Origin of the sequence: Amycolatopsis lurida (assembly GCF_900105055.1) — a bacterium.
GTDB classification, from domain to species: Bacteria; Actinomycetota; Actinomycetes; order Mycobacteriales; family Pseudonocardiaceae; genus Amycolatopsis; species Amycolatopsis lurida.
This window is the reverse complement of sequence record NZ_FNTA01000004.1, coordinates 7,415,716-7,436,765: the sequence shown is the minus strand read 5'-3', so window position 1 is coordinate 7,436,765 and position 21,050 is coordinate 7,415,716. Positions and strand designations below refer to the sequence as shown.

At 68.9% G+C, this 21,050-nt stretch carries 20 protein-coding genes; 7 read left to right on the top strand and 13 right to left on the bottom strand.

Going from position 1 to position 21,050, the window contains the following annotated elements; translation table 11 throughout:
• Positions 1-6: 6 nt before the first annotated feature.
• The 3 genes from BLW75_RS40330 (at position 7) to BLW75_RS40320 (ending at position 4,268) form a co-directional block, all read left to right on the top strand.
• Positions 7-1,266, top strand: coding sequence for an ABC transporter substrate-binding protein (locus tag BLW75_RS40330; RefSeq protein WP_034316206.1), 1,260 nt, complete (start codon positions 7-9; stop codon positions 1,264-1,266).
• An 11-nt stretch (positions 1,267-1,277) separates the two neighbouring features.
• Positions 1,278-2,648 (top strand): GH1 family beta-glucosidase, encoded by a 1,371-nt coding sequence (locus BLW75_RS40325; RefSeq protein WP_034316235.1) that lies wholly within the window; start codon positions 1,278-1,280, stop codon positions 2,646-2,648.
• A 381-nt stretch (positions 2,649-3,029) separates the two neighbouring features.
• On the top strand, positions 3,030-4,268 hold the full coding sequence (locus BLW75_RS40320) for an HNH endonuclease signature motif containing protein (protein WP_244175795.1): 1,239 nt from the start codon (positions 3,030-3,032) through the stop codon (positions 4,266-4,268).
• A 419-nt stretch (positions 4,269-4,687) separates the two neighbouring features.
• Here the strand turns inward: BLW75_RS40320 and BLW75_RS40315 are convergent, their stop codons facing one another.
• The 10 genes from BLW75_RS40315 to BLW75_RS43095 all read right to left on the bottom strand — a co-directional run bounded on the left by BLW75_RS40315 (position 4,688) and on the right by BLW75_RS43095 (position 13,623).
• Positions 4,688-5,515 carry a carbohydrate ABC transporter permease gene (locus BLW75_RS40315; protein WP_034324759.1) on the bottom strand — a complete coding sequence of 276 codons (828 nt, stop codon included), beginning with the start codon at positions 5,513-5,515 and terminating at the stop codon, positions 4,688-4,690.
• A 2-nt stretch (positions 5,516-5,517) separates the two neighbouring features.
• Positions 5,518-6,411 (bottom strand): carbohydrate ABC transporter permease, encoded by an 894-nt coding sequence (locus BLW75_RS40310; RefSeq protein WP_034324740.1) that lies wholly within the window; start codon positions 6,409-6,411, stop codon positions 5,518-5,520.
• Positions 6,408-7,169 (bottom strand): DeoR/GlpR family DNA-binding transcription regulator, encoded by a 762-nt coding sequence (locus BLW75_RS40305; RefSeq protein ID WP_034324743.1) that lies wholly within the window; start codon positions 7,167-7,169, stop codon positions 6,408-6,410. Before BLW75_RS40305 ends, BLW75_RS40310 begins: the two co-directional genes overlap by 4 nt.
• Positions 7,170-7,318: 149 nt before the next feature.
• Entirely contained in the window at positions 7,319-8,500 is a 1,182-nt protein-coding gene (locus tag BLW75_RS40300) for an RNA polymerase sigma factor (protein WP_034324761.1), read from the bottom strand.
• A gap of 5 nt (positions 8,501-8,505) precedes the next feature.
• Positions 8,506-8,859 (bottom strand): YciI family protein, encoded by a 354-nt coding sequence (locus BLW75_RS40295; protein WP_034324745.1) that lies wholly within the window; start codon positions 8,857-8,859, stop codon positions 8,506-8,508.
• Between the two features lie 27 nt (positions 8,860-8,886).
• Positions 8,887-10,707 carry a glutamine--fructose-6-phosphate transaminase (isomerizing) gene (gene glmS / locus BLW75_RS40290; protein ID WP_034324748.1) on the bottom strand — a complete coding sequence of 607 codons (1,821 nt, stop codon included), beginning with the start codon at positions 10,705-10,707 and terminating at the stop codon, positions 8,887-8,889.
• Between the two features lie 41 nt (positions 10,708-10,748).
• Positions 10,749-11,021, bottom strand: a complete 273-nt coding sequence (locus BLW75_RS40285; RefSeq protein ID WP_034324749.1) for a hypothetical protein — start codon at positions 11,019-11,021, stop codon at positions 10,749-10,751.
• A 56-nt stretch (positions 11,022-11,077) separates the two neighbouring features.
• On the bottom strand, positions 11,078-12,154 hold the full coding sequence (locus tag BLW75_RS40280) for a M20 family metallopeptidase (protein ID WP_034324751.1): 1,077 nt from the start codon (positions 12,152-12,154) through the stop codon (positions 11,078-11,080).
• Between the two features lie 12 nt (positions 12,155-12,166).
• Positions 12,167-13,468, bottom strand: coding sequence for a glycosyltransferase family 2 protein (locus BLW75_RS40275; RefSeq protein ID WP_034324752.1), 1,302 nt, complete (start codon positions 13,466-13,468; stop codon positions 12,167-12,169).
• Positions 13,468-13,623 (bottom strand): hypothetical protein, encoded by a 156-nt coding sequence (locus BLW75_RS43095; protein ID WP_167373570.1) that lies wholly within the window; start codon positions 13,621-13,623, stop codon positions 13,468-13,470. Before BLW75_RS43095 ends, BLW75_RS40275 begins: the two co-directional genes overlap by 1 nt.
• A gap of 254 nt (positions 13,624-13,877) precedes the next feature.
• On the opposite strand from BLW75_RS43095, the gene wecB reads away from it, so the two are divergent.
• Both wecB and BLW75_RS40265 read left to right on the top strand, forming a co-directional pair.
• Positions 13,878-15,092 (top strand): non-hydrolyzing UDP-N-acetylglucosamine 2-epimerase, encoded by a 1,215-nt coding sequence (gene wecB, locus BLW75_RS40270; protein ID WP_091599455.1) that lies wholly within the window; start codon positions 13,878-13,880, stop codon positions 15,090-15,092.
• A gap of 4 nt (positions 15,093-15,096) precedes the next feature.
• On the top strand, positions 15,097-16,803 hold the full coding sequence (locus tag BLW75_RS40265; protein ID WP_034323901.1) for a DUF2334 domain-containing protein: 1,707 nt from the start codon (positions 15,097-15,099) through the stop codon (positions 16,801-16,803).
• A gap of 37 nt (positions 16,804-16,840) precedes the next feature.
• Here the strand turns inward: BLW75_RS40265 and BLW75_RS40260 are convergent, their stop codons facing one another.
• Positions 16,841-18,403 (bottom strand): adenylate/guanylate cyclase domain-containing protein, encoded by a 1,563-nt coding sequence (locus tag BLW75_RS40260; protein ID WP_034323899.1) that lies wholly within the window; start codon positions 18,401-18,403, stop codon positions 16,841-16,843.
• Between the two features lie 61 nt (positions 18,404-18,464).
• On the bottom strand, positions 18,465-19,268 hold the full coding sequence (locus BLW75_RS40255) for a class I SAM-dependent methyltransferase (protein WP_034323897.1): 804 nt from the start codon (positions 19,266-19,268) through the stop codon (positions 18,465-18,467).
• Between the two features lie 115 nt (positions 19,269-19,383).
• Here BLW75_RS40255 and BLW75_RS40250 point away from each other — a divergent pair, with 115 nt between their 5' ends.
• Positions 19,384-19,638 (top strand): hypothetical protein, encoded by a 255-nt coding sequence (locus BLW75_RS40250; RefSeq protein ID WP_034323911.1) that lies wholly within the window; start codon positions 19,384-19,386, stop codon positions 19,636-19,638.
• 179 nt (positions 19,639-19,817) lie between these two features.
• Here the strand turns inward: BLW75_RS40250 and BLW75_RS40245 are convergent, their stop codons facing one another.
• The gene (locus BLW75_RS40245) at positions 19,818-20,510 is read right to left on the bottom strand and encodes a MerR family transcriptional regulator (RefSeq protein ID WP_034323894.1); all 693 of its coding nucleotides are present in this window, start codon (positions 20,508-20,510) and stop codon (positions 19,818-19,820) included.
• A gap of 80 nt (positions 20,511-20,590) precedes the next feature.
• On the opposite strand from BLW75_RS40245, the gene BLW75_RS40240 reads away from it, so the two are divergent.
• Positions 20,591-21,040 carry a DUF6194 family protein gene (locus BLW75_RS40240; RefSeq protein WP_034323892.1) on the top strand — a complete coding sequence of 150 codons (450 nt, stop codon included), beginning with the start codon at positions 20,591-20,593 and terminating at the stop codon, positions 21,038-21,040.
• Positions 21,041-21,050: the final 10 nt, after the last annotated feature.

Here is a 21,050-nt window from a genome sequence, read left to right as displayed (position 1 = left end):
AGAACCATGACCCGCGTACTGGCCGGCTTGACGGCCCTCGTGCTGCTGCTCAGCGGCTGTTCGAGCGCGCCGGAAACCGGCGGCCCGCTCAAGCTCACCGTCGCCACCTTCGGCGAGTTCGGGTACGAAAAGCTCTTCGACGACTACGAAAAGGCGCATCCGGGGATCACCGTCGAGGGCCGGGTCGCCGACTTCGAGACGCATCACCGCCAGCTCGCCACCGGACTCGGCGCCGGGCGCGGCAGCGCGGACGTGGTGGCGATCGAGGAGCAGTACCTGCCGAAGTTCCGTCAGTCGACGGACAAGTTCACCGATCTCTCCGAGTTCGGCGCGCAGGGGCTCCGCGAGCAGTGGCCTGCCTGGAAATGGGACCAGGGCACCGCCGAAAACGGGAAGTTCGTGATGGGCCTCGGCACCGACATGGGCAGCCTCGCGCTCTGCTACCGGCGCGACCTGTTCGCGAACGCCGGCCTGCCCACCGACCGCGACCAGGTGGCCGCGCTGTGGCCGACCTGGGAAAAGTTCGCCGAAACCGGTGAGCGGTTCAGCGCCAAGGCACCGGACGACGTCAAGTTCGCCGACTCGGCGGGCACCGTCTACACGGCGATGCTCAACCAGGCGCAGGAGAATTACTTCGCCAAGGACGAGCGGTTCATCGCCGACACGAACCCCAACGTGCGCAAGGCCTTCGAGCTGGCTGGCGGGATGGCGCTGAAGAAGGAGACGGCCGCCGTCACCACCTTCACCCAGCCGTGGACGGTCGCGATCAAGCAGAGCCGGTTCGCCGCCATCACCTGTCCCGCGTGGATGCTCACCCAGATCGAAGAGGCGGGCGGACCGGAGCTCGCGGGCAAATGGGACGTCACCTCGGTTCCGGGCAAGGCGGGCAACTGGGGCGGCTCGTTCCTGACCGTGCCGAAGCAGGGCGCGCACCGCAAGGAAGCCTACGACCTCGCCGTCTGGCTCACCGCGCCCGAACAGCAGAAGCGGATCTTCCTGGAAAGCGGGCTCCTGCCGAGCGCGCTGGGCGCGTACCAGGACACCGCCGTGCTTTCCCACACCAGCCAGTACTTCAGCGGCGCGCCGATCGGCAAGATCTTCGCCGCCTCCGCCGAGGCCTTGCGGCCGAACTACCGCGGGCTGCGCGACGGCGAGGTGCGACCGGTGTACGGGCACGCGCTCGGCCGCGTCGAAGAGGGTAAGCAATCGCTCGACGAGGCATGGAACCAGGCCGCGACCGAAGGCCGCGCCGCGGCCGCCAACTGAGTGGGGACGGCGTGACACGCAGGTTTCCGGCCGGGTTCCGCTGGGGCACGGCCACGGCGGCGTACCAGATCGAGGGATCGACGACGGCGGACGGCCGCGGACCGTCCATTTGGGACACTTTCACCGCGCGCCCCGGCCTGGTGCTCGACGGCGCGACCGGAGACCCGGCCTGCGACCACTACCGGCGCTATCGCGAGGACATCGGCCTGCTGAGCGGACTGGGCGTGCCGTATTACCGGTTCTCCGTCGCCTGGTCACGGGTCATGCCGGACGGCCGCACGGTCGAACCACGCGGCCTCGCCTTCTACGATCGCCTTGTCGACACGGTGCTGGAGCACGGGATCACCCCGATGGTGACGCTCTACCACTGGGATCTGCCGGAAGCGCTGCAGGCGGAAGGCGGCTGGCCCGCCCGTGACCTCGCGAGCCTTTTCGCCGACTACGCACTGACCGTCCACAATGTACTCGGAGACCGGGTACGGCAGTGGACCACGATCAACGAACCGTTCTGCGCCGCCTTCATCGGCTACGGCAACGGCGATCACGCGCCGGGTATCAAGGACGAGGGTGCGGCACTGGTCGCCGGGCACAACCTCCTGCTCGCGCACGGCAAGGCCGCGCAGGCGTTGCGGGCGAACGGCGGTGAGCAGGAAGTGTCCATCGTGCTCAACTTCGCCCCCGTGCTGACCGATGTGGACGATGCCGCGCACCGCGAGGCCGCCCGCAAGTTCGACTTCCTGCACAACAGGTTCTTCCTCGATCCCCTGCTGGGCCGTGGCTATCCGCCCGAGCTGCTGGCGGATCTCGCGCATCTCGGCACGCTGGAACCGGCGATCGCCGACGGTGACCTGGAGATCATCGCGCAGCCGCTGGACGTCCTCGGCGTCAACTATTACGCGCCCGCCCGCGCGGTCCCGCTCCAAGATCCCGAAGCCGACAGCAACTGCCCGCTGCCCGGTCTGCGCGGAATGGATGTCCAGCCGCCCCGCGGCGACCTGACCTCGCTCGGCTGGGAGCAACGGCCCTCGTCGTTCACCGATCTGTTGCTGTGGCTGCACGAACACTGCCCCGGCCTGCCGCTCGTGATCGCCGAAAACGGCGCCGCGTTCGAAGACGAGGTCGTCGACGGGCAGGTCCACGACAAGAAACGCGTGCGATACTTCGCCGATCACCTCGCCGCCGTACACGACGCGATCGAACGCGGCGCCGACGTCCGCGGCTACATGGCCTGGTCGCTGCTGGACAACTTCGAGTGGGCGATGGGGTATACACAGCGATTCGGCCTTGTGCACGTCGACTTCGAAACGCAGGAACGAGTACTCAAGGACAGCGCGCGGTTCTACGCGGATGTGGTGGCGCGCAACGGGCTTCAGGGGTTCTGACAGCTTGTTGCCGAAATTCGGCGACGCACTGGTGCCGGAATGCTCGGCGTCGACATGCTCCTGCACGGACATGTAGGCATACAAGTACTTCTAGGGGTCACAACAGGGTGCACCTGCGGCTGCGCCGCACTTGACACACGTCGTCGAAAAACGGCGATGCGCTGGCGCCGGAAATTGTCGGTGACCGGTCGCATGCCCAACTTCGAAACGCAGGACCGAACACCCCTCACACAGACATGTAGGCACACAACGACATCAAGGCCCACAATAACCTGACCCGCGACTACACCACAGCCCGCCACAACCGGATTGCCACACGTCGCCGAAAAACGACGACGCACTGGTCCGGAAATTGTCGGTGGTCGGTTGTAGGTTCTTTGTGTGGACACACGCAACGCCACTGTGGCGCTACTCAAGGAAATCACTGCTTCTGATGTGTTGCAGGAGGTCAATGCTTCGCTGGATTCGTTGGAGGACAACGATGCTGTCGACGCTGCCGTGGCCGCGTCGGAAGGGATCGCGCGGTTGGAGGCGGTCCGGTTCCGCGCTTTGGCGCAGCTGAACCGCCACCGTGACGGCGCTTCTAGTGTGGTGCAGGAGATCGCGTTCGCCTTGTCCGTTGTGGACGGTCACGCGGCGGGTCTGGTGTCGACGGCAGTGGCGCTGACCACCCGCCTGCCCCGCACACTGGGGTTGCTGGACCGCGGGGAGGTGGGTGGCTATGGGGCGATGAAGGTCGCCACCGCGACCGCGTGGCTGTCGGACGAGGACGCCCGCGCGGTGGACGAGGTGTTGGAGGATCGTCTGCCGGGCCGGAATTCGGAGCAGATCCGGAAGGCGGCGAATCACGCGGCGGTGATGGCCGACCGTGAGGGTGCCGCCCGGCGCGCGGAGCGGCATCGTGCCGGGCGCCGGTTGTCGATCCGCCACGGCGAGACCGGAGTCGCCTCGATCGAGGTCGAAGACGGCCCCGTGGAGAAAGTGGCTGCCGCCTACACGCGGATCGATCGTGAGGCACGCGCCCTCAAAACCGGGAACGAGACCCGCACCCTGGATCAGCTGCGCGCCGACATCGCCCTCGACCTGATGTTGGGCGGACAAGGCGGCAAAAGTGAACGGTCCGAAGTGTTCCTCTACATGGATTTGAACACCTACCTGGGCGTGAACGAGGATCCGGCAGAGTTGGCCGGGCATGGGCATATTCCGGCGTCGCTGGCCCGGCACATCGCCTCCGGCCCAGACACGGTGTTGCGCCGGATCGTCACCGACCCCTTGTCCGGGCAGGTCCTGGATCTGGGTCGGAATCGGTATCGGCCGACGGCGGGGTTGGGCGAGTTCGTGCGGGTACGGGACCGGGAATGCCGAAGACCCGGCTGCCACCGCATCGCCCAAGCCTGCGACCTCGACCATTCGGTGCCGTGGCAGCACGGCGGCCATACCGCCGATACCGAACTCGTCGACCTGTGTCGCCGTGATCATCGCTTGAAAGACGAACCCGGCTGGATCTACCGCCTGGCCGAGGACGGCACCCTCACCATCACCACACCCACCCGACACAGCTACAACAGCACACCACCACCACTGCACGAACCCCGCACCGAACAACCACCACCGTTCTGAGCCCGTCGCCGAAAAACGGCCACGGGTCTACAACGGCCAGCACCAACTCGGTCGCCGAAAAACGGCCACGGCACCATCGGGCTGGAGTCCGCTCGTGCTCACGCCGCGGACCGGCCTGACAGCAAACACCAACCCGCCAACGACATCACCGAAAACGGCAACAGCCACGTCCGCGACGATCGGCACCCGCCTGGTCGCCGAAATACGGTCACGCCTCGATCGGGCTGAACTCCACTCGCGATCACACCGTGCGCGGCCTGACAGTCCTTGCAGAATCGCTTGCCCCCGGCCACGGCCCAACTTGCTCAACCCGACCGCGGCCGCACCACGCACCACGCGACCACACAACATCCTGCCCTCGCCGAAAAACGGCAAAGACCACGAAACCAGACCCGGCAGCCCGAACGACGCCGCGGTCGTCAGGCCCGCGGCGCGCCCCGCATCACGCCGTCGACCACCTTTCTGGCCAGCAGGATGAACAGCACTATCACCGGAAGCACACCGATGGTGGCCGCGGTGAGCATCAGCGAGTAGTCGGTGAAGTATCCGCTCGCCAGCCGCGACAACGCCACCTGGACGGTCGGATGCGCGTTGGGGTCGAGCACGATCAGCGGCCAGAAGAAATCGTTCCACGCGGTCATGAACGTCAGCATCCCGAGCACGGCGGCCTGAGGCCGGATGGCGGGCATGGCCACATGCCAGAACAGCCGCGCCGTCGAACAGCCGTCCACGCGTCCGGCGTCGAGCAGTTCACCGGGGATCGCCTCCTCGCACGCCTGCCGCATCCAGAACACGCTGAACGCGCCGACCAGCCCGGGCACGATCACCGCCTCAAGCCGTCCGTACCAGCCGAGTTCCCCGACCACGAGGTACAGCGGGATGACGCCGAGCTGGGCCGGCACCATGGCGGTGCCGATGACCACCAGGAAGAGCGAGTCCCGGCCCGGGAAGCGCAGCCGCGCGAAGGCGAATCCGGCCATGCTGGAGAGCAGCACGTTCGAAAAGGTCACCGTGCCGGCGACGATCAGCGAGTTCTGCATCGCCAGCCAGAAGTCGACGGTCTCGAAGACCCTGCCCACGTTCTCGATCAGGTTGCCGCCGGGCAGCAGTGGCGGAGTGGTCTCGCCGAGTGCGGAATTGTCCTTCGAGGACACCACGAACGACCAGTACAACGGGAAGATCGACGCGACGGCGACGGCGAGCAGCAGCCCGTAGACGACGAATCCGGTCCGTTCCCTGGCCGCCACGGTCACTCACCGCCCCGCATCCGGCGCACGAGCGAGAAGTTGACCAGCGCGAACACGGCCGAGCACAGGAACAGCAACCACGCGATGGCCGCCGCATAACCGGCGTCGAACTCGCCGAACCCCTTTTCGTACAGGTACATGGCGAGGGTCTGGAACTGCCGGTCCGCGCCGCCCGTCCCGTTGACGCCGGTGTCGTCGAACAGCTGCGGCTCGGCGAACAGCTGCAACCCGCCGATGGTCGAGACGACGACGGTGAAGGCGATGGTCGGCCGGATCGCGGGCACGGTGATGGACCAGAAGGTCCGCCAGCGCGAGGCGCCGTCGAGCATCGCGGCGTCGTAGCGTTCCTGCGGCACGGATTGCATGGCCGCGAGGTAGAGCAGCGCGTTGTAGCCGGTCCAGCGCCACATCACCATCGTGCTCACCGCGACGTGCGAGGCGAACCGGTCCGAACGCCAGTCCACCGGATCGATCCCGGCCAGGCCAAGCGCCCAGTTGACGACGCCGTAGTCCTCGGCGAACAGCTGGCTGAACACGAGCGCCACCGCGACCACCGAGACGACGTTGGGCAACAGCACACTGGCCCGCCACAGGGTCCGCGCCCGCAAGGGACGGTCGAGGAGCGCGGCGAGCCCGAGCGCGGCCAGCAGTTGCGGGACGGTCGACAGGACGAAGATGCTGACCGTGTTGAAGAGCGCGTTGTAGAAGTACGGATCCTGAAGCAGGACGGCGAAGTTGCCGAGCCCCGCGAACCCGGTGTCACCGTTGACCAGATGCCAATGGTGCAGCGCCACCCAGGCGGTGTAGAGCAGCGGGAAAAGACCGAACACGCCGAAGAGGACGTAGAACGGCGCTGTCATCAGGTATCCGGCGAGCCGCTCGCCCGTACGCTTCAAACGATGATCACCTTGACGCCTGCCCGGCTGATGTCGTCGATCTCCTCTGGTTCGACGCCGCTGTCGGTGATCAGGGTGTCGACGTCGCAAAGCCCCCCGAAGCGGGCGAAATGGTCGTCGCCGATCTTCGTGTGATCGGCCAGCAGCACCGTCCGCCGGGCGGACGCGATGGCCGCGCGCTTCACCATCGCCTCGGCGGTGTCCGGGGTGGTGAGCCCCCGCTCGACGGAAAGACCATTGGTACCCAGAAAGGCGACGTCGACGTACGTGTCTTTGAGGGCATCGAGCGCCCAGCCGTCGACGGCCGCCATGGTGTGGCCGCGCAGCCGTCCCCCGACCAGCATCAGCGTGACGCCGGGCCGGTTGGCGAGGGTGAACGCGTTCGGCAGCGAAGGGGTGACCACGGTCAGCCCGCGGTCGGCGGGAACGAGGTTCGCGAGCCGCGCCACCGTGGTGCCGGCGTCCAGCAGGATCGCGCCCCCGTCGGGGATCTGCTCCAGCGCCGCCACGGCGATACGGTCCTTTTCCGCGCTCATCACGGCGCCGCGCGCGTCGAGGCCCGGCTCGATGCCCAGCCGCTCGACGGGGATCGCGCCGCCGTGTACCCGTCGCACCGCTCCGCTGCGTTCCAGCGCCGTCAGGTCACGGCGGACGGTCTCGCTGGTGATCTCGAAAGCCGCCGCGAGCGTCGCCACGTCGACTCGGCCGTTCTGCCTGGCCTGCTTGAGGATGGCGCGCTGCCGCTCTTCGGCGTACAACGGTCACCTCCTGCCCTGGCGGATGAGCGGTCATGCCGACAATAGTTGGTTTCTCGACGGCCCGACAACGGAACCCCTCATCCGGAACACGGCGCTCTGTCCATTGAGGACACAGTGTGCGCGGCGTTTTCGCCGACGGTTGCCCGAACCTACGACAGGACTGCCCGTTTGGCCCGCAGAAAAGCCCGTTCCGTGTCGTTGGTGGCCAAGGCGATCGCCTCGTCGTAGGCGACGACGGCCTCCGGCGTCCGGCCGAGGCGGGACAGCAGGTTCGCCCGCGTGGCGGGCAGATGGTGATACCCGGGCAGGTCCAGCTGCTCGATCCCGGCCAGTGCCGCCGCCGGGCCGTGCACCTCGGCGACGGCGACCGCGCGGTTGAGCGCGACGACCGGCGTCGGGGTGAGCCGCCACAGCTGGTCGTAGAGCGCCAGCACCTGGGTCCAGTCGGTCGACTCGCCGTCCGTGTGCACGGCGTTGATCGCGGCCTGCACCTGGTACGGGCCGGGGCGGCCGAGACGCAGGCATCGCCGCACCAGTTCGTGACCCTCGGCGATCAGGTCCCGGTTCCACAGCGACCGGTCCTGCTCCGCGAGTACCACCAGCTCACCTGAAGTCCCCACCCGCGCGGAGCGCCGGGCTTCGGTAAGCAGGAGCAGCGCCAGCAGCCCGATCACCTCCGGTTCGCCGGGCATCAGATCGGCGAGTGCCCTCGCCAGGCGCACCGCCTCCGCGCAGAGGTCCGTCCGCAGCAGATCGCCCGAGGTGGACGTATAGCCCTCGTTGAAGATCAGGTAGAGCACCGTGAGCACGGAATCCAGCCGGTCCGGCAGCTCACCGCTCCCCGGCACCCGGTACGGGATCCCCGCGTCGCGGATCTTCTTCTTCGCGCGGACGATCCGCTGGGCGACGGTCGGTTCCGGGACGAGGTACGCCCGCGCGATCTCCCCCGTCTCCAGCCCGCCGATCAGGCGCAGGGTGAGCGCGGTCCGCGCGAGCGGCGAAAGCGCCGGATGGCAGCAGGTGAAGATCATGCGGAGCTGGTCGTCGCGCACCGGCCCCACCTCCCGCGGCTCGTCCTCGGAGTGCAGGAGCAGCGCCTGGGCGTGCCGGGCCTCACGGGTGGATTCCCGGCGAAGGCGGTCGATCGCGCGATTGCGGGCGGTGGTCACGATCCACGCGCCCGGATTGGGCGGCGTTTCCGCCCACTTCTCCACCGCCGTCGCGAACGCGTCCTGGACCGCCTCCTCGGCGAGCGTGATGTCGCCGAGGAGGCGCGTCAGGGTGGCCACGCACCGGCCGTACTCCGCCCGGTAGATCCCGTCGAGATCCATCGGCGTCACCGCGGCGGGTCGCCGAACGGCCGCACTTCGATCGGCTGCCCGCAGGCGAGCGCGCATTTCTCGGCCCAGGCCAGTGCCTGGTCGAGGTCGTCGACCCGGATCACCCAGAACCCGCCGAGCTGTTCCTTCGTCTCGGCGAACGGCCCGTCGGTGATCGTGATCCTGCCGCCTTCGGGACGGACGACCGTGGAGACGTCCGAGTGCTCCAGTCCGCCCACGAAGACCCAGGACCCGGCGGCCTTCATCTCGTCGGTGACCTGGCCCGTCCTGGCCAGCATCGCCCGGACCTCTTCCTCGGGCGCGTCCCGTTCGCTCTCGTCGAGCTGGACGGCGAGCAGGTACTGCCTCATGACGGACCCCTTCGACGGCTCAGGAGATCATTCCACGGTGACGGACTTCGCGAGATTACGCGGTTTGTCGATGTCGTGGCCGAGGATCAGCGCCGCGTGGTAGGCCAGCAGCTGCAGCGGAATGGTGAGCAGGATCGGGTCGAGTTCCGGCTCCGACCGCGGGACCACGAACCGCGGCACGTCGAGATCGCCGAAGTCCACGTCCTCGTGGGTGATCGCCAGCACCTGCCCCTTGCGCGCCTTGATCTGCTGCATCGCGGCCAGGTTGCGGTCGGCGAGGTCGTCGGACGGCACGATCGCGACCGTCGGCAGTTCCTCGTCGATCAGCGCGAGCGGGCCGTGCTTGAGCTCCGAGGTCTGGTAGGCCTCCGCGTGCCGGTAGGAGATCTCCTTGAACTTCTGCGCGCCTTCCCGTGCCACCGGGAAGCCGCGGACCCGGCCGATGAAGAACAGGCTCCGCGCGTCCGCGCAGATCTTGGCGTGCTCGGCGATCCGGTCCTCCGCTTCGACGATGGCCGCGACCTGCTTCGGCAACGCGCGGAGTGCCGCGACGATCCGCTGTCCGTCCGCATTGGACAGATCGCGGACGCGGCCCAGTGCCAGCGCGATCATCGCGAACCCGACGGCCATGTTCGTGAGCGCCTTGGTCGACGCGACGGCGATCTCCGGGCCGGCGTGCAGGTACAGGCCACCGTCGCAGGCCCGCGCGATCGTCGAACCGACGACGTTCACGAGGCCGACCACCCGGCCGCCCTTGCGTTTGACCTCTTCCACGGCGAACGCGGTGTCCGCCGTCTCACCGGACTGGCTGACCGCGATGTAGAGGGTGTCCGCTTCGATGATGGGGTTGCGGTAGCGGAACTCGGACGCCGCCTCCGCGTCGGCTGGCACGCGCGCCAGGTCCTCGATCATGGTGGCGCCGATCTGGCCCGCGTAGTACGCCGAACCGCAGCCGAGGATCTTCACCCTCGCGAAGCCGCGCAGATCACGAGGAGTCAGGTTCAGACCGTCCAAACGAGACACTCCGAAGCGGTCGTCCAGCCGTCCCCGGATCATCCGCTCCAGGCATTCCGGCTGCTCCTGGATCTCCTTGTACATGTAGTGCTGGTGACCGCCGAGGTCCAGGTCGTCGGCCTGGATGTCGATCGCCGTCGCGGCCTTTCCGGTGTCGCTCTCGTCGACGGTGAAGGTGCGGTAGCCGGTGGCGGAGACGCTGGCGAACTCGCCGTCGTCGAGATGCACCACCTGCGAGGTGTGCCGGACCAGCGCGGACAGGTCGCTGGCCACGAACATCTCCCGGTCACCGACGCCGATGATCAGCGGCGAACCGTTCCGCGCGACCACGACACGGTCGGGGTGCTCGGTGTCGGTCACGGCGATGGCGTAGGTACCGGTGACGCGGGAGACGGCCTCGACGACCGCGTCTTCCAGTGTCTTCGCGCCCGAACGCGCGATCAGGTGGGCGAGCACCTCGGTGTCGGTCTCGGAGGACAGCGTCACCCCGGCCTGGGTGAGCTGCTCGCGCAACGCGTCGGCGTTGTCGATGATCCCGTTGTGCACCACGGAGATCCGGCCGTCCTCGGAGACGTGCGGATGGGCGTTCGCCTCGGTCGCCGGGCCGTGCGTCGCCCACCTCGTGTGCCCGATGCCGACCTTGCCCGCGAGCCGCTTGGGCAGGGCGGCCGTCAGGTTCCGCACCCTCCCCACGATCCGGTGTACCTGGGCGCCTTTACCGCCCAGGACGGAGATCCCGGCCGAGTCGTAGCCGCGGTACTCCAGCCGCGTCAGCCCCTCGATCAGGATCGGGGCGGCGTTCTGGCCGCCGATGTAACCGACGATTCCGCACATGACGAGTCAACCTCACAAAGAAAACGGACGGGCGTGGTCCGTCAGCCGTAGACGATGCGGCGCAGTTGCCGCTCGGACAGGTCGGGAGGCGCGACGAGACGACGGCTCAGCTCGCCGGCGATACGGGGGAAGATCTCGGGATTCTTCCTGCCCTCGGCCTGCAACCGGGCATGCCGCTCCCGGACGTACTGCTCGACCGGTTGCCGGTAGAACGCCAGGACGTCCTCGACGACACGCGCGGCGATGGCCGTCGACAGACCCGTCGACAAGGCCACCTGCTCGACGATGTCCGCGTCCTCCACGGAGCCCATCATGCACATCGAGATACCGAAGCGCCAGTTCTTGCCCGAAATCGGGCAAGAACTGGCGATCAGTGGCCTTGAATTGCCTTAACCAGCCCGGCGGCCAGCTCCGCCCGCTCCGCCATCGACTCGACCAGCAGGTACTCGTGATCGGCGTGCGCGCCGCCGCCGACGGCGCCGAGCCCGTCGAGGGTCGGGACGCCGATCGCGGCCGTGAGGTTGCCGTCACTCCCGCCGCCGACGGCCACCCCGGCGACTCCGGGCAGTAGCCGTCGCGCGACGGCGAACAGGCCCGCGGCGGCCGACTCGGGCATCGGCGGCCGGTGGATCCCGCCCCGCACCGTGATCGCCGCCCCGCGCAGGCGCGGAGTGAGCGCGGCGAATCCGGCTTCGACCCGCTCCTTCTCCTCGGTGGTCTCGACTCGCACGTCGACCACGACGGTCGCGGACGCGGGCACGACGTTGCTCGCCGTTCCCGCCGAGGCGACCGTCGGAGTGACGCTGGTCCCGGCCTCGGGCCGGTCGAGCGCGGCGATCGCCAGCACCTGATGTGCGGCTTCGATCAGCGCGTTGATCCCGGCCGCGGGTTCGAGGCCGGCGTGCGACGCCCGGCCGGTGACGACGACCTCGAACGTGCCGCAGCCCTTGCGGCCGATCTTGAGGCCGCCGCCGTCGGCCGCTCCTTCGAACACGAGCACCGCGCCGCACGCGCGGGCGCGCTCCTCGATGAGCGAGCGGGATTCGTGCGAGCCCGTTTCCTCGTCGGCCGTCACCAGGATCTCGACCCCGGACGTGTCATCGAGCGCCGCGAGGCCGTGGATCGCCTGGACCAGCCCACCGAGCATGTCGAACACTCCGGGCCCGGTCACCCGGCCGCCGGTCACGGCGAACGGCCGGCGCGCCAGGGTGCCGATCGGGAACACGGTGTCGTGGTGCCCCAGGACCAGCACGCGGGGTTCACCGCCGCCGGACCACCGGACGTGCGGTCCCGCCGCACTCTCGACCAGGACCGCCGTCCCGCCGAGCCGGGCCTCGACGAGGGTTTTGACCGCCTCGGCCGACGCGGTCAAAGCCTCGATGTCCCCCGAAGGCGACTCGATCTCGACGAGGGTCCTGAGGTCTTCGATCATCGCGTCGACATTCATGCGAATACTTTCTCAGGCGACTCCGGCGGGGGCGGTCTCGTCCTCGCTCAACCGTTCCGTCTTGGTCCAGCTGGTGCGGCGGGCCGCCACCCGGAACAGCGCGCGCCAGGTCGCGACGACACCGAGCACCAGGAAACCGGGATAGAGCAGGCCCGCGAGCAGACAGCGGTGCAGTGGTTCCTCACCGAGGCGGAGCCGGTGCACGATCGCCCACACGAGACCGGGAACCAGCAACACGGCCACGCCGACCAAGGCCGCCCCGGGCAACGCCGACGGGGGCGCGATCAGCCCACCGAAAGTGACCCCCGACCAGGAGGCCACCAGCGTGCCCACGAACAACAGGGAAACGACCAACGACAACGGCACGGTCAGCCACGGGGTCACGAGATAGGCGAGGAAATCCAGGAGCCCGACGCTGCCGACATGCCGGGAAGCCAGCAATTCCCGCAAATGCCTCGCGCACTGCAGATTGCCCTGTGCCCATCGGGTGCGCTGCCGGAGCAATCGGCGCAGATCGACCAGCCCCTGTTGCGTGACCCACGCCGATTTCACGTAGCGCATCCGGATTCCGGCGACATGCAGGCGCAGTCCGAGTTCCAGATCCTCGACGAGACAGTCCGACCACGGGGCCGGGTCGAAGCGCCGCAGCACGCCGAGTCTCGTGAATTGCCCGTTTCCGCCCATTCCGACACTGCCCGCGAGATCGCGCAGACTTTGCGACGCGTCGGCGACCGCACCGAACTCGAGATCCTGGAGCAGCGCGAGCACACTGCGCCGATTGTGAATCCGCACCCGGCATTGCACGGCGCCGACTCCCCGGTCGCCGAACACGTCGGCCACCTCGCGCAGCATGCCGGGACTCCCTCGGCCGTCGCCGTCGATGATGCCGACGATCGTCCTCGCCACACTCCCCTGGGCTTCGCACAGCCGGAGGATGTAGCGGTAGCCGGCGTTCAACGCCTCGCCCTTGCCCTTGCGCGCATGCGGGAGATCGCGGCGCAGGACGTGCAGGCGCGGGTCGGTCACCTCGCGGAGGACACCGGGCGTGCCGTCGTCCGAGCCGTCGTCGATGACCAGTACACGGACCGGATTCCGTTCCGTGCCAAGCGAAAGCGCGTTCCGGACGGTGTTGCCGACGACGCGTTCCTCGTTGAGCGCCGGAATGACGATCCAGAATTCGAGCCCCTCCCCGCGCGCCGCCACGGACCGGCGCGGGCGCCCGGTGCGCCATGCGAAGGCCGCGAGCAGGAGGTTGTGCGCCGGCCACCACAGGAGCAACAACATCATGGTCGCGGCGAAGGCGGGGTTCGCCATCAGTCCTTCAAGCGAAGGTGCAGCGAGCGCGCCATGAGCAGCAGCGCGATCGCCCCGATCACCACCGCTAGCACCGTGCTCACCGTCGCCCCCGCCATCGTCGCGCCGATTCCGAGCGCGGAAACCTTGACCGGGCCCACCGGCACCATCGACATGTCTTTCCTCCCGGCGGAGGTCACCACAAAACATCTACTCACAGTTTTCACATGGCGAGTAGCGGGTCCCCCTGGTAAGCGATATTCAGCCTTTCGAGTGGGTACGTTACCCCGTTCGTGTTAGCGTTCGAAGGCGTCGATCCCCCGCGAAGGTGACCATCAGTCAGTGATTCTCGCCTCACCCGCGCCCACTCTCTCGTGACTTCGCAGACGAATTCACGCGAACCGATGCACGAACCCGGAAGAAGGACCAGGTGCGTAACGCACAGAACGAGACCGACGTCATGCCCGAAATCTGGCTCGTCGCAGGAACCCGGCCCGAGGCCGTGAAACTGGCTCCGGTGGCCAGGGCGCTGGCTTCCGGCGGGCGGATGCGACCGGTGCTCATCGCGACCGGGCAGCATCCGGAAATGGTGGGCCAGGCGTTGGCGACGTTCGGATTGACGGCGGACGAAAATCTGACCTTGAACCGGCGAACGGGTTCCCAGCCGGAACTGCTTTCCGGCGTCCTCGCCGGGCTGGAGGAAGTGGCGGACCGGCGGTCGCCGTCCGCCGTGGTCGTCCAGGGAGACACGACGACCACCCTGGCCGGCGCGCTCGCCGCGTTCTGGCGCCGCGTCCCCGTCGTTCATCTCGAAGCAGGCCTTCGCTCGTTCGATCTCGGCGCGCCGTTCCCCGAGGAACTCAACCGGAAACTGGTGACCCAGGCGGCCGCCCTCCACCTCGCCCCCACCCCCGACGCCGCCGCGAACCTGCGGGCCGAAGGGGTACCCGAAGAGAACGTGCTCGTCGCCGGGAACACCGTCGTCGACGCGATTCTCACGGTGACGGACGGCTCCACCACGGTGCACGATCGGGAATTGGCGACACTGCTGGAAAACGCCACCCGCGGCACGGTGAAGCTGATGCTGGTCACCCTCCACCGCAGGGAGTCCTGGGGCGAGCCGATGCGGCGGGTCCTGCGCGCGGTGGCTGAACTGATGGCCGCGGATCCGGCACTGCGTGTGGTGCTTCCCGCGCACCCGAACCCGGAAGTGAGAAGCCTGGTCCGCGAGGAACTGGCGGACACGCCGGGCGCGCTGATCACCGGCCCGCTGCCCTATCCCGAACTGGCGGCGACCTTGGCCGCCAGCACGCTCGTGCTCTCCGATTCCGGCGGTATCCAGGAAGAGGCCCCGACCTTCGGCGTCCCGGTGCTGGTGCTCCGCGACGTCACCGAGCGGATGGAGGCGGTGAACGCCGGTTGCGCCCTGCTCGTCGGGACGGACCACGACAAGATCGTTTCGACCGCCCGGCGCCTGCTGGACGACCCGGCGGCCCGCACGCGGATGACGAGCAACGGCAACCCCTTCGGCGATGGCGCCGCCGCCGAACGTACCGAGCGGGCCATCGCGCATCTCCTCGGCCTCACCGCGGATCCGCCCGCTCCCTTCCGGCCCGCCCGCTCGAACGAACCGGCCGAGGTCTGACCCGATGACGATGGACGACGGCGGGCGGCGCTTTCGCCTGCCCGCTTGGTTCCGGCTGACCGTCGTCGCGGTCGTCGCCGCCACCGTCGCCGTGGTCGTCCTGGTCCAGGTCACCAAGACGGATCCGGTCACGGCGTCACCGGCCGCCACGCCGGTGCCGCTCGCCGATCGCCTTTCCCGCGCGGGGAAGGCCGGGATGCCGGGCCCCGGCGGGGATCCGGGCAGGAAGACCCTCGTGCTCTACGACGACGGGCGCAAGAACGACGGAACCGGTGCCCTGCCGGAAGAGGTCCGGACGGCCGAGGCGTACGCGATGTTCACCGCGAATCTCGTTTCCCGTGGCACCGCTTGGGAAATGCGGCCCGCCGCCGACTACCGGCCGCGGCAGCTGGACGCGTTCCAGGCGGTCGTGTACCTCGGCTCGGTCTCCGACGCGGCACTGCCGAAGGCGTTCCTCAACGACGTCGCGGCCACCCGCGCCCCCGTGGTCTGGATCGGCGCCAACATCTGGCGGCTGCGAACCGGCCCGGGGTGGCACGCGGAGGGGTATCGCGACGACAACCCCACCACCATCACCTACAAGGGCACTCCCCTGCGCCGCGATCCCCGGTCGGGTACCGGGGTCGTCGCGATCGACGTCCGCGACCGGACGCGGGTCCAGATCCTGGCCGAGGCGAGCGCTCCCGGTGGCACACCCTCGCCCTGGGCCGTCCGATCAGGACAATTGACCTATGTGGCCGAGGTACCGTACGCCTACGCCGACGCACGGGACCGCTACCTCGCCGCGGCCGACATCCTGCTGGGTGTCCTGTCGCCGCAGGCACCGGACCGGCACCGCGCGTTGATCCGGCTCGAAGACGTCGGCCCGCGGACGAAACCGGAAGAACTGCGCCGGGTCACGGAGTTCCTGATCCAGGAGAAGATCCCGTTCTCCCTCGCGGTCTATCCGTACTACTCGGATCCTCAGGGCCGGGCCAACGACGGCAACCCGACCTCCGCGCGGTTGGTCGACTCGCCGGAACTGGTCGCCGTGCTCAAGGACTCCGTCCAAGCGGGCGCGACGCTGGTCATGCACGGCTACAGCCATCAGAGCGACAGCGGCCCGAATCCCTACGACGGCGTGAGTGCGAGCGACTTCGAGTTCTACAAGTCCAGTGTGGACGGTGACGGCGTCGTGCGCTTGGACGGCCCGATGCCCGAGGATTCGGCGCGGTGGTTCGACGAACGCGTCGCGACCGGCCTGGGTGAGTTCCGGCGAGTGGGTCTCCCGGAGCCGACGATATTCGAGTTCCCGCACTACGGCGGCTCCGCCGTGGACTATCAGCAGGTCAGCGGGATCTTCCAAGCCCGCTACGACCGCGGCAGCTACTACGCGGGCTTCTGTCCCGGTGGCCGTTGCGGTTCGACGGCCACCACGACGACGGAGCAGGTGTACGGCCAGTTCTTCCCGTATCCGGTGCGCGACGTCTACGGCGCGAACGTCGTCCCCGAGAACATCGGCAACGTGGCGCCCGTCGCGTTCAACCAGCACGCCTCCCGCACCGCCGTCGACATGCTCGCCGACGCCCAGAGCGCGCTCGTCGTCCGCGACAACGTCGCCAGCCTCTTCTACCACCCCTTCCTCGGCGAGAGCGGCCTGCGGGATCTGGTGAACTCGTTACGGGCGCTAGGATACCGGTTCGCTAAACCGACCGAGATCCTCGACGGCTGAGCAGCGGATCTCCTCGGTGCAGCGGAGCACTCACGGGTCAGGACTTCGGTGTCGCGAGGGTGGTGGGCCGGGCGCGGCCCCGCAAGACGACGTCCTCCGTCGCCTTCCACTGAGCGGCCTCGTCCTCGGCGGCGGACTCGATCGCCGTCCACGAAGCGAGCAACCGGGCTTCGACGTTCTTCGCCAGTTCGGTCAGCCGGGCGGCTTCGTTGACCGGGTCGCCGATCACCGTGTACTCGAACCGCCGCGGGTCGCCGACGTTGCCGGCGACCACCTCACCCGTCGCCACCCCGATCCCGGCCGGGCATTCGGGTACCTCCGCCGCCAGCCTGCGTGAAATCGCCCGGCCCGCGGCCAGCGCGAGCGTCGCGTGGTCCTCCAGCCGAACCGGTGCCCCGAAGATCGCCAGCGCGGCGTCACCGACGAACTTGTTGACCAGCCCGTGGTTGCGGTCGACCTCGTCGACCACCACCGCGAAGAACCGGTTGAGCAGGCCGACGACCTCCTCGGGCGGACGGCTCGCGGCCAGCGCGGTCGACCCGATGAGGTCGACGAACAACACCGACACCGTCCGCACCGTGCCGCCGAGTTCGGCCGACGTGCGCATCGCCTCGCTCGCGACGTCCTCGCCGACGTGCCTGCCGAACAGGTCCCGCAAACGTTCGCGTTCGGCGAGGCCGACGGCCATCCCGTTGAAACCCGCTTGCAGCAGACCGAGTTCGGTGCCGTCGTAGACCGGGATCTCCACGGCGAAGTCACCGGCCCGGACCCGGCCCAGCGCGTGCTGCACCGACCGGATCGGGTTCACCACGGCGCGGGCGGTGAACACGGTCACCAGCAGGCCGAAGACCAGTACGACGAGGCCGAGCGCGATGACCGAGATGGCGAGCTTGGTGGTCGACACGTCGCCGCGCACCCACGCCAGCACCGCCGTGACCACCAGGCCGGCCACCGGCACCCCGGTGCCGAGACACCAGAACAGCAGCATCCGCAGGTTGACCCCGCCGCTGAGCGGGCGGTCCGGCGAGGTGCCCGCGAGGGCGAGGGCCGCGTACGGCCGCAAGATGAACTCCCCGGCGAGGTAGGCGATCGCGCAGACGACCACCCCCGCGAACGCGACCACGAGCAGTTCGGTGAGCACGACCCGCGGCTGCACCAAGGCGGCCAGCACCCCGAACACCGCCGTCGCTATGCCCCACAACACCGCCTGGACCAGCGTCAGGCGCAGCGGGACGCGGAGGCTGGCCGCGCGCTCCTCGTCGCTCGGTGTCCGGCCGTCGGCGGCCCAGCGCAGGGTCCGCAGCGCGCCGCGAGTGCCCCACAGCGCGCCCACGACGACGGCGGAGACCACGTAGACGGGGACCGCGATCGCGGTCACGCGGACGAGTTCGCCGGACATGCCGGGGGCGGGCATGAGCAACGCCGCCAGCCCGACCACGACCAGCGCGCCGATGACGTTGGTCGCGATCAGCGTCCCGGTGAGCAGTCCCTGGACGCGGCGGCGCAACACGGCCGAATCCTGGTCGAGCGGGCCGAGCAGCCAGGAGCCGAACGGCCCCTGCCCGCGGCCCCGAACAGAGGAGTCGTTGTCTGGTCGCACCCGTGTCCCGCCGTTCACCCCGGTTTGAGTGAACGACTGTACACCGAAGTGGGCTCGGCCGTCAGCGGACGGTGCCGGAGCCGATCAGCGTGGTGGCGTCGAGCTCGGTCACGCCTTCCTCCCGCAGGGAGTCGAGGTAGCGCTCACGCACCTGCTCGACGGCGCCGGGTTCGAGGTCGTCGAGCAGTCCCCGGAATCCGGAGCCGATGACGACCAGCCACGCGATCTCCGGCGTCATGGCCAGCCGCAGCTCGTTCACCACGACGTCCACATCGGACAGCCCCCGACCGGAAAGCCATTCCGCGTAAGGACCGGCCTGATCGACGCGGTCAATCAGGCTGGGCTCACGCTCCGGCGGCGGCGCGGAATCGGTCACCGCGGCCACCGCGCGGCCGAGATGACGGCCTGCCGCCACCATCGCACCGCCGCGCCAGATCGTGAACACCGCCCGGCCGCCGGACCGGGCCCGGCCGATAAGCCGCTCGGTTCCGTCCGTCATGTCGGGAAAGAAGAAGATGCCGAGCGCGGACTGAACGACGTCGTAATCGCTCGTATCCCATGCCGTCGCGTCGGCCTCGTGTGCGCGCAACTGCGGCAGATCGGCCGAAAGGCGGCGCAGTTCGCCGATCATCGGCCCCGAGAGGTCGATCGCGTCCACCACGCCCGTGGCACCGACAGCGCGCGCCGCGGGAATCGCCGACGCCCCGGTGCCGCAGCAGGCGTCAAGGACGCGGTCTCCTTCACCGAGCCCGGCCGCCGCCACCGTGGCGGCGCCGATCGGCTCCCAGAGATGCCGCCCGAGCGCGGCGAAATCGGCGGCGGCCGCGTCGAAGGCCCGCCGGGTTCCCACTTTGCGAGAAGACATGTCGCGACGATATCCGTTTCGCGGCCCGTGCGAACCCGCCTACGACGGACGGAGGCCGTGGGAACGTCCATCCAGTGGGCGAATCGCGCACCGGCGCGGCCCTAGCGTGGTCGGCATGAGGAAAACACTGCTCGCGCTGCTCGGCGCGGCCGCCATGATGGGCACGATCACCACCCCGGCTTCGGCGAGCGTCCAGGAGACCAGGGAATTCGTCGGGCACGGGTCGAGCGACTTCGGCCTCGCGCTCTTCTACGCCCGCCACGACGCCCGGTCCCAGGCGGAACGGGCCGGGTTCACCGACTGCGAGGAGTACCACAAGCTGATCATCTCGCCCTATACGGCGACCGTCTTCTGGCGGTGTACGCGCTGAGGGCGATCGGCGCGCTTAGGCGGTCGCGTGTTCTTTCGCTCCGGTGGCCGATTTAGTCCTATGTGGACTATCACCAGAGTCGGAAGGCGTGTTGCGAAAGCCACTTTCACAACATTGGCCGTTGCGAAAGTGGCTTTCGCGACACGAGCGCCGGGCCCGGACCATGAGGGAACGCGCCCTCACCCCTCAACCCCTCGCACCACCCGGGAAAGCTCGGCGGTGCCGTCGAAAAGCGCCCGTGAGCGCGCCGCGATCCCGGCGTCCCTGGCGGCGAGCGCGGACGCGACGTCGTCCAGCCGCCGGGAGCGCCGCAGCTCCGGCATCAAGGCCCGGAGCGGGGCGACGCGGTAACCGGCCAGCCGCAGCTGCTGCACGATCCGCGCGTCCCGCACCTGGGACGGCGTGTACCGCCGCGTCCCTCGCTGGTCGCGGCCGGGGACGACGAGCCGTTCCGTGTCCCAGTGCCGCAGCGTCGACGGGCGCACGCCCAGCGCCGACGCGAGTTCGGAGACGCTCATCGAGTCCGACCCGCGTACGTCTTCGATCGGTTCGCGGGAGATCACCCGGACGGCTTCCCTGGCCTCCCGGAGATCCGCGCGTTCGGCGTCGAGCCCGGCGTGGGCGGCGTCGAGGAGCGCGAGCACGGCGGGGAGCGGATCCCGGTGCACGGCGCGGACGATCTTCTTGGCCTCGACCGGCCCGACCCCGGCGGCGAGCGCACGGTAGGCCAGCGCGGACCGGAGGTGGATCTCGCCGTACGTCCGGTAGCCCGAGTCCGTCCGCGACGCCGCCGGGAGCACACCGTCGCGTTCGAGGTTGCGCACCTGCTGGACGGAGTATCCCGCCAGCCGCGCGACCTCCGCCGTACGCATCGATTTGAGACTTGACACTTTCACTCCGTCGAAAACCGGCTCGAACCCTCCACAAGCACTTTAATGCCACGCTTGAGCACATGACCATCGAAGAGATCATCGGCCTCGTCTCGGGCTTCGACGGCGTCCTGACCCTCACCCCTGACCCCGGTGGCGAATGGCCGGAACTCAGCTGGGGCGACGCGTTCTTCTACTACTCCCCCGACGGTGCCGTCCCGACGAACGTCCAGCCGTTCGCGACGATCGTGACCAAGAACTACCCCGGCGACGAGAGCTCGCGGCTGGACCGCCCGGACACGTTCCGCGTGAACATCCACGCCGGTAAGAAGGAGTTCACCCGCAGGCTCGGCCAGGACCCCTCCGCCATGGACACCCTGATCGCCCACCCCGTGTACGGCACCGGGGGCTGGCTGGCGGTGGTCAACCCGGCTTCGAACACCGAAACGGCCACCCGTGAACTGCTGGAAACGGCGTATCGGCTGGCTCGCGCCCGTTACGAGCGGCGGGCGGATTCCTCGCGCGGCCGGTAGACCGAATATC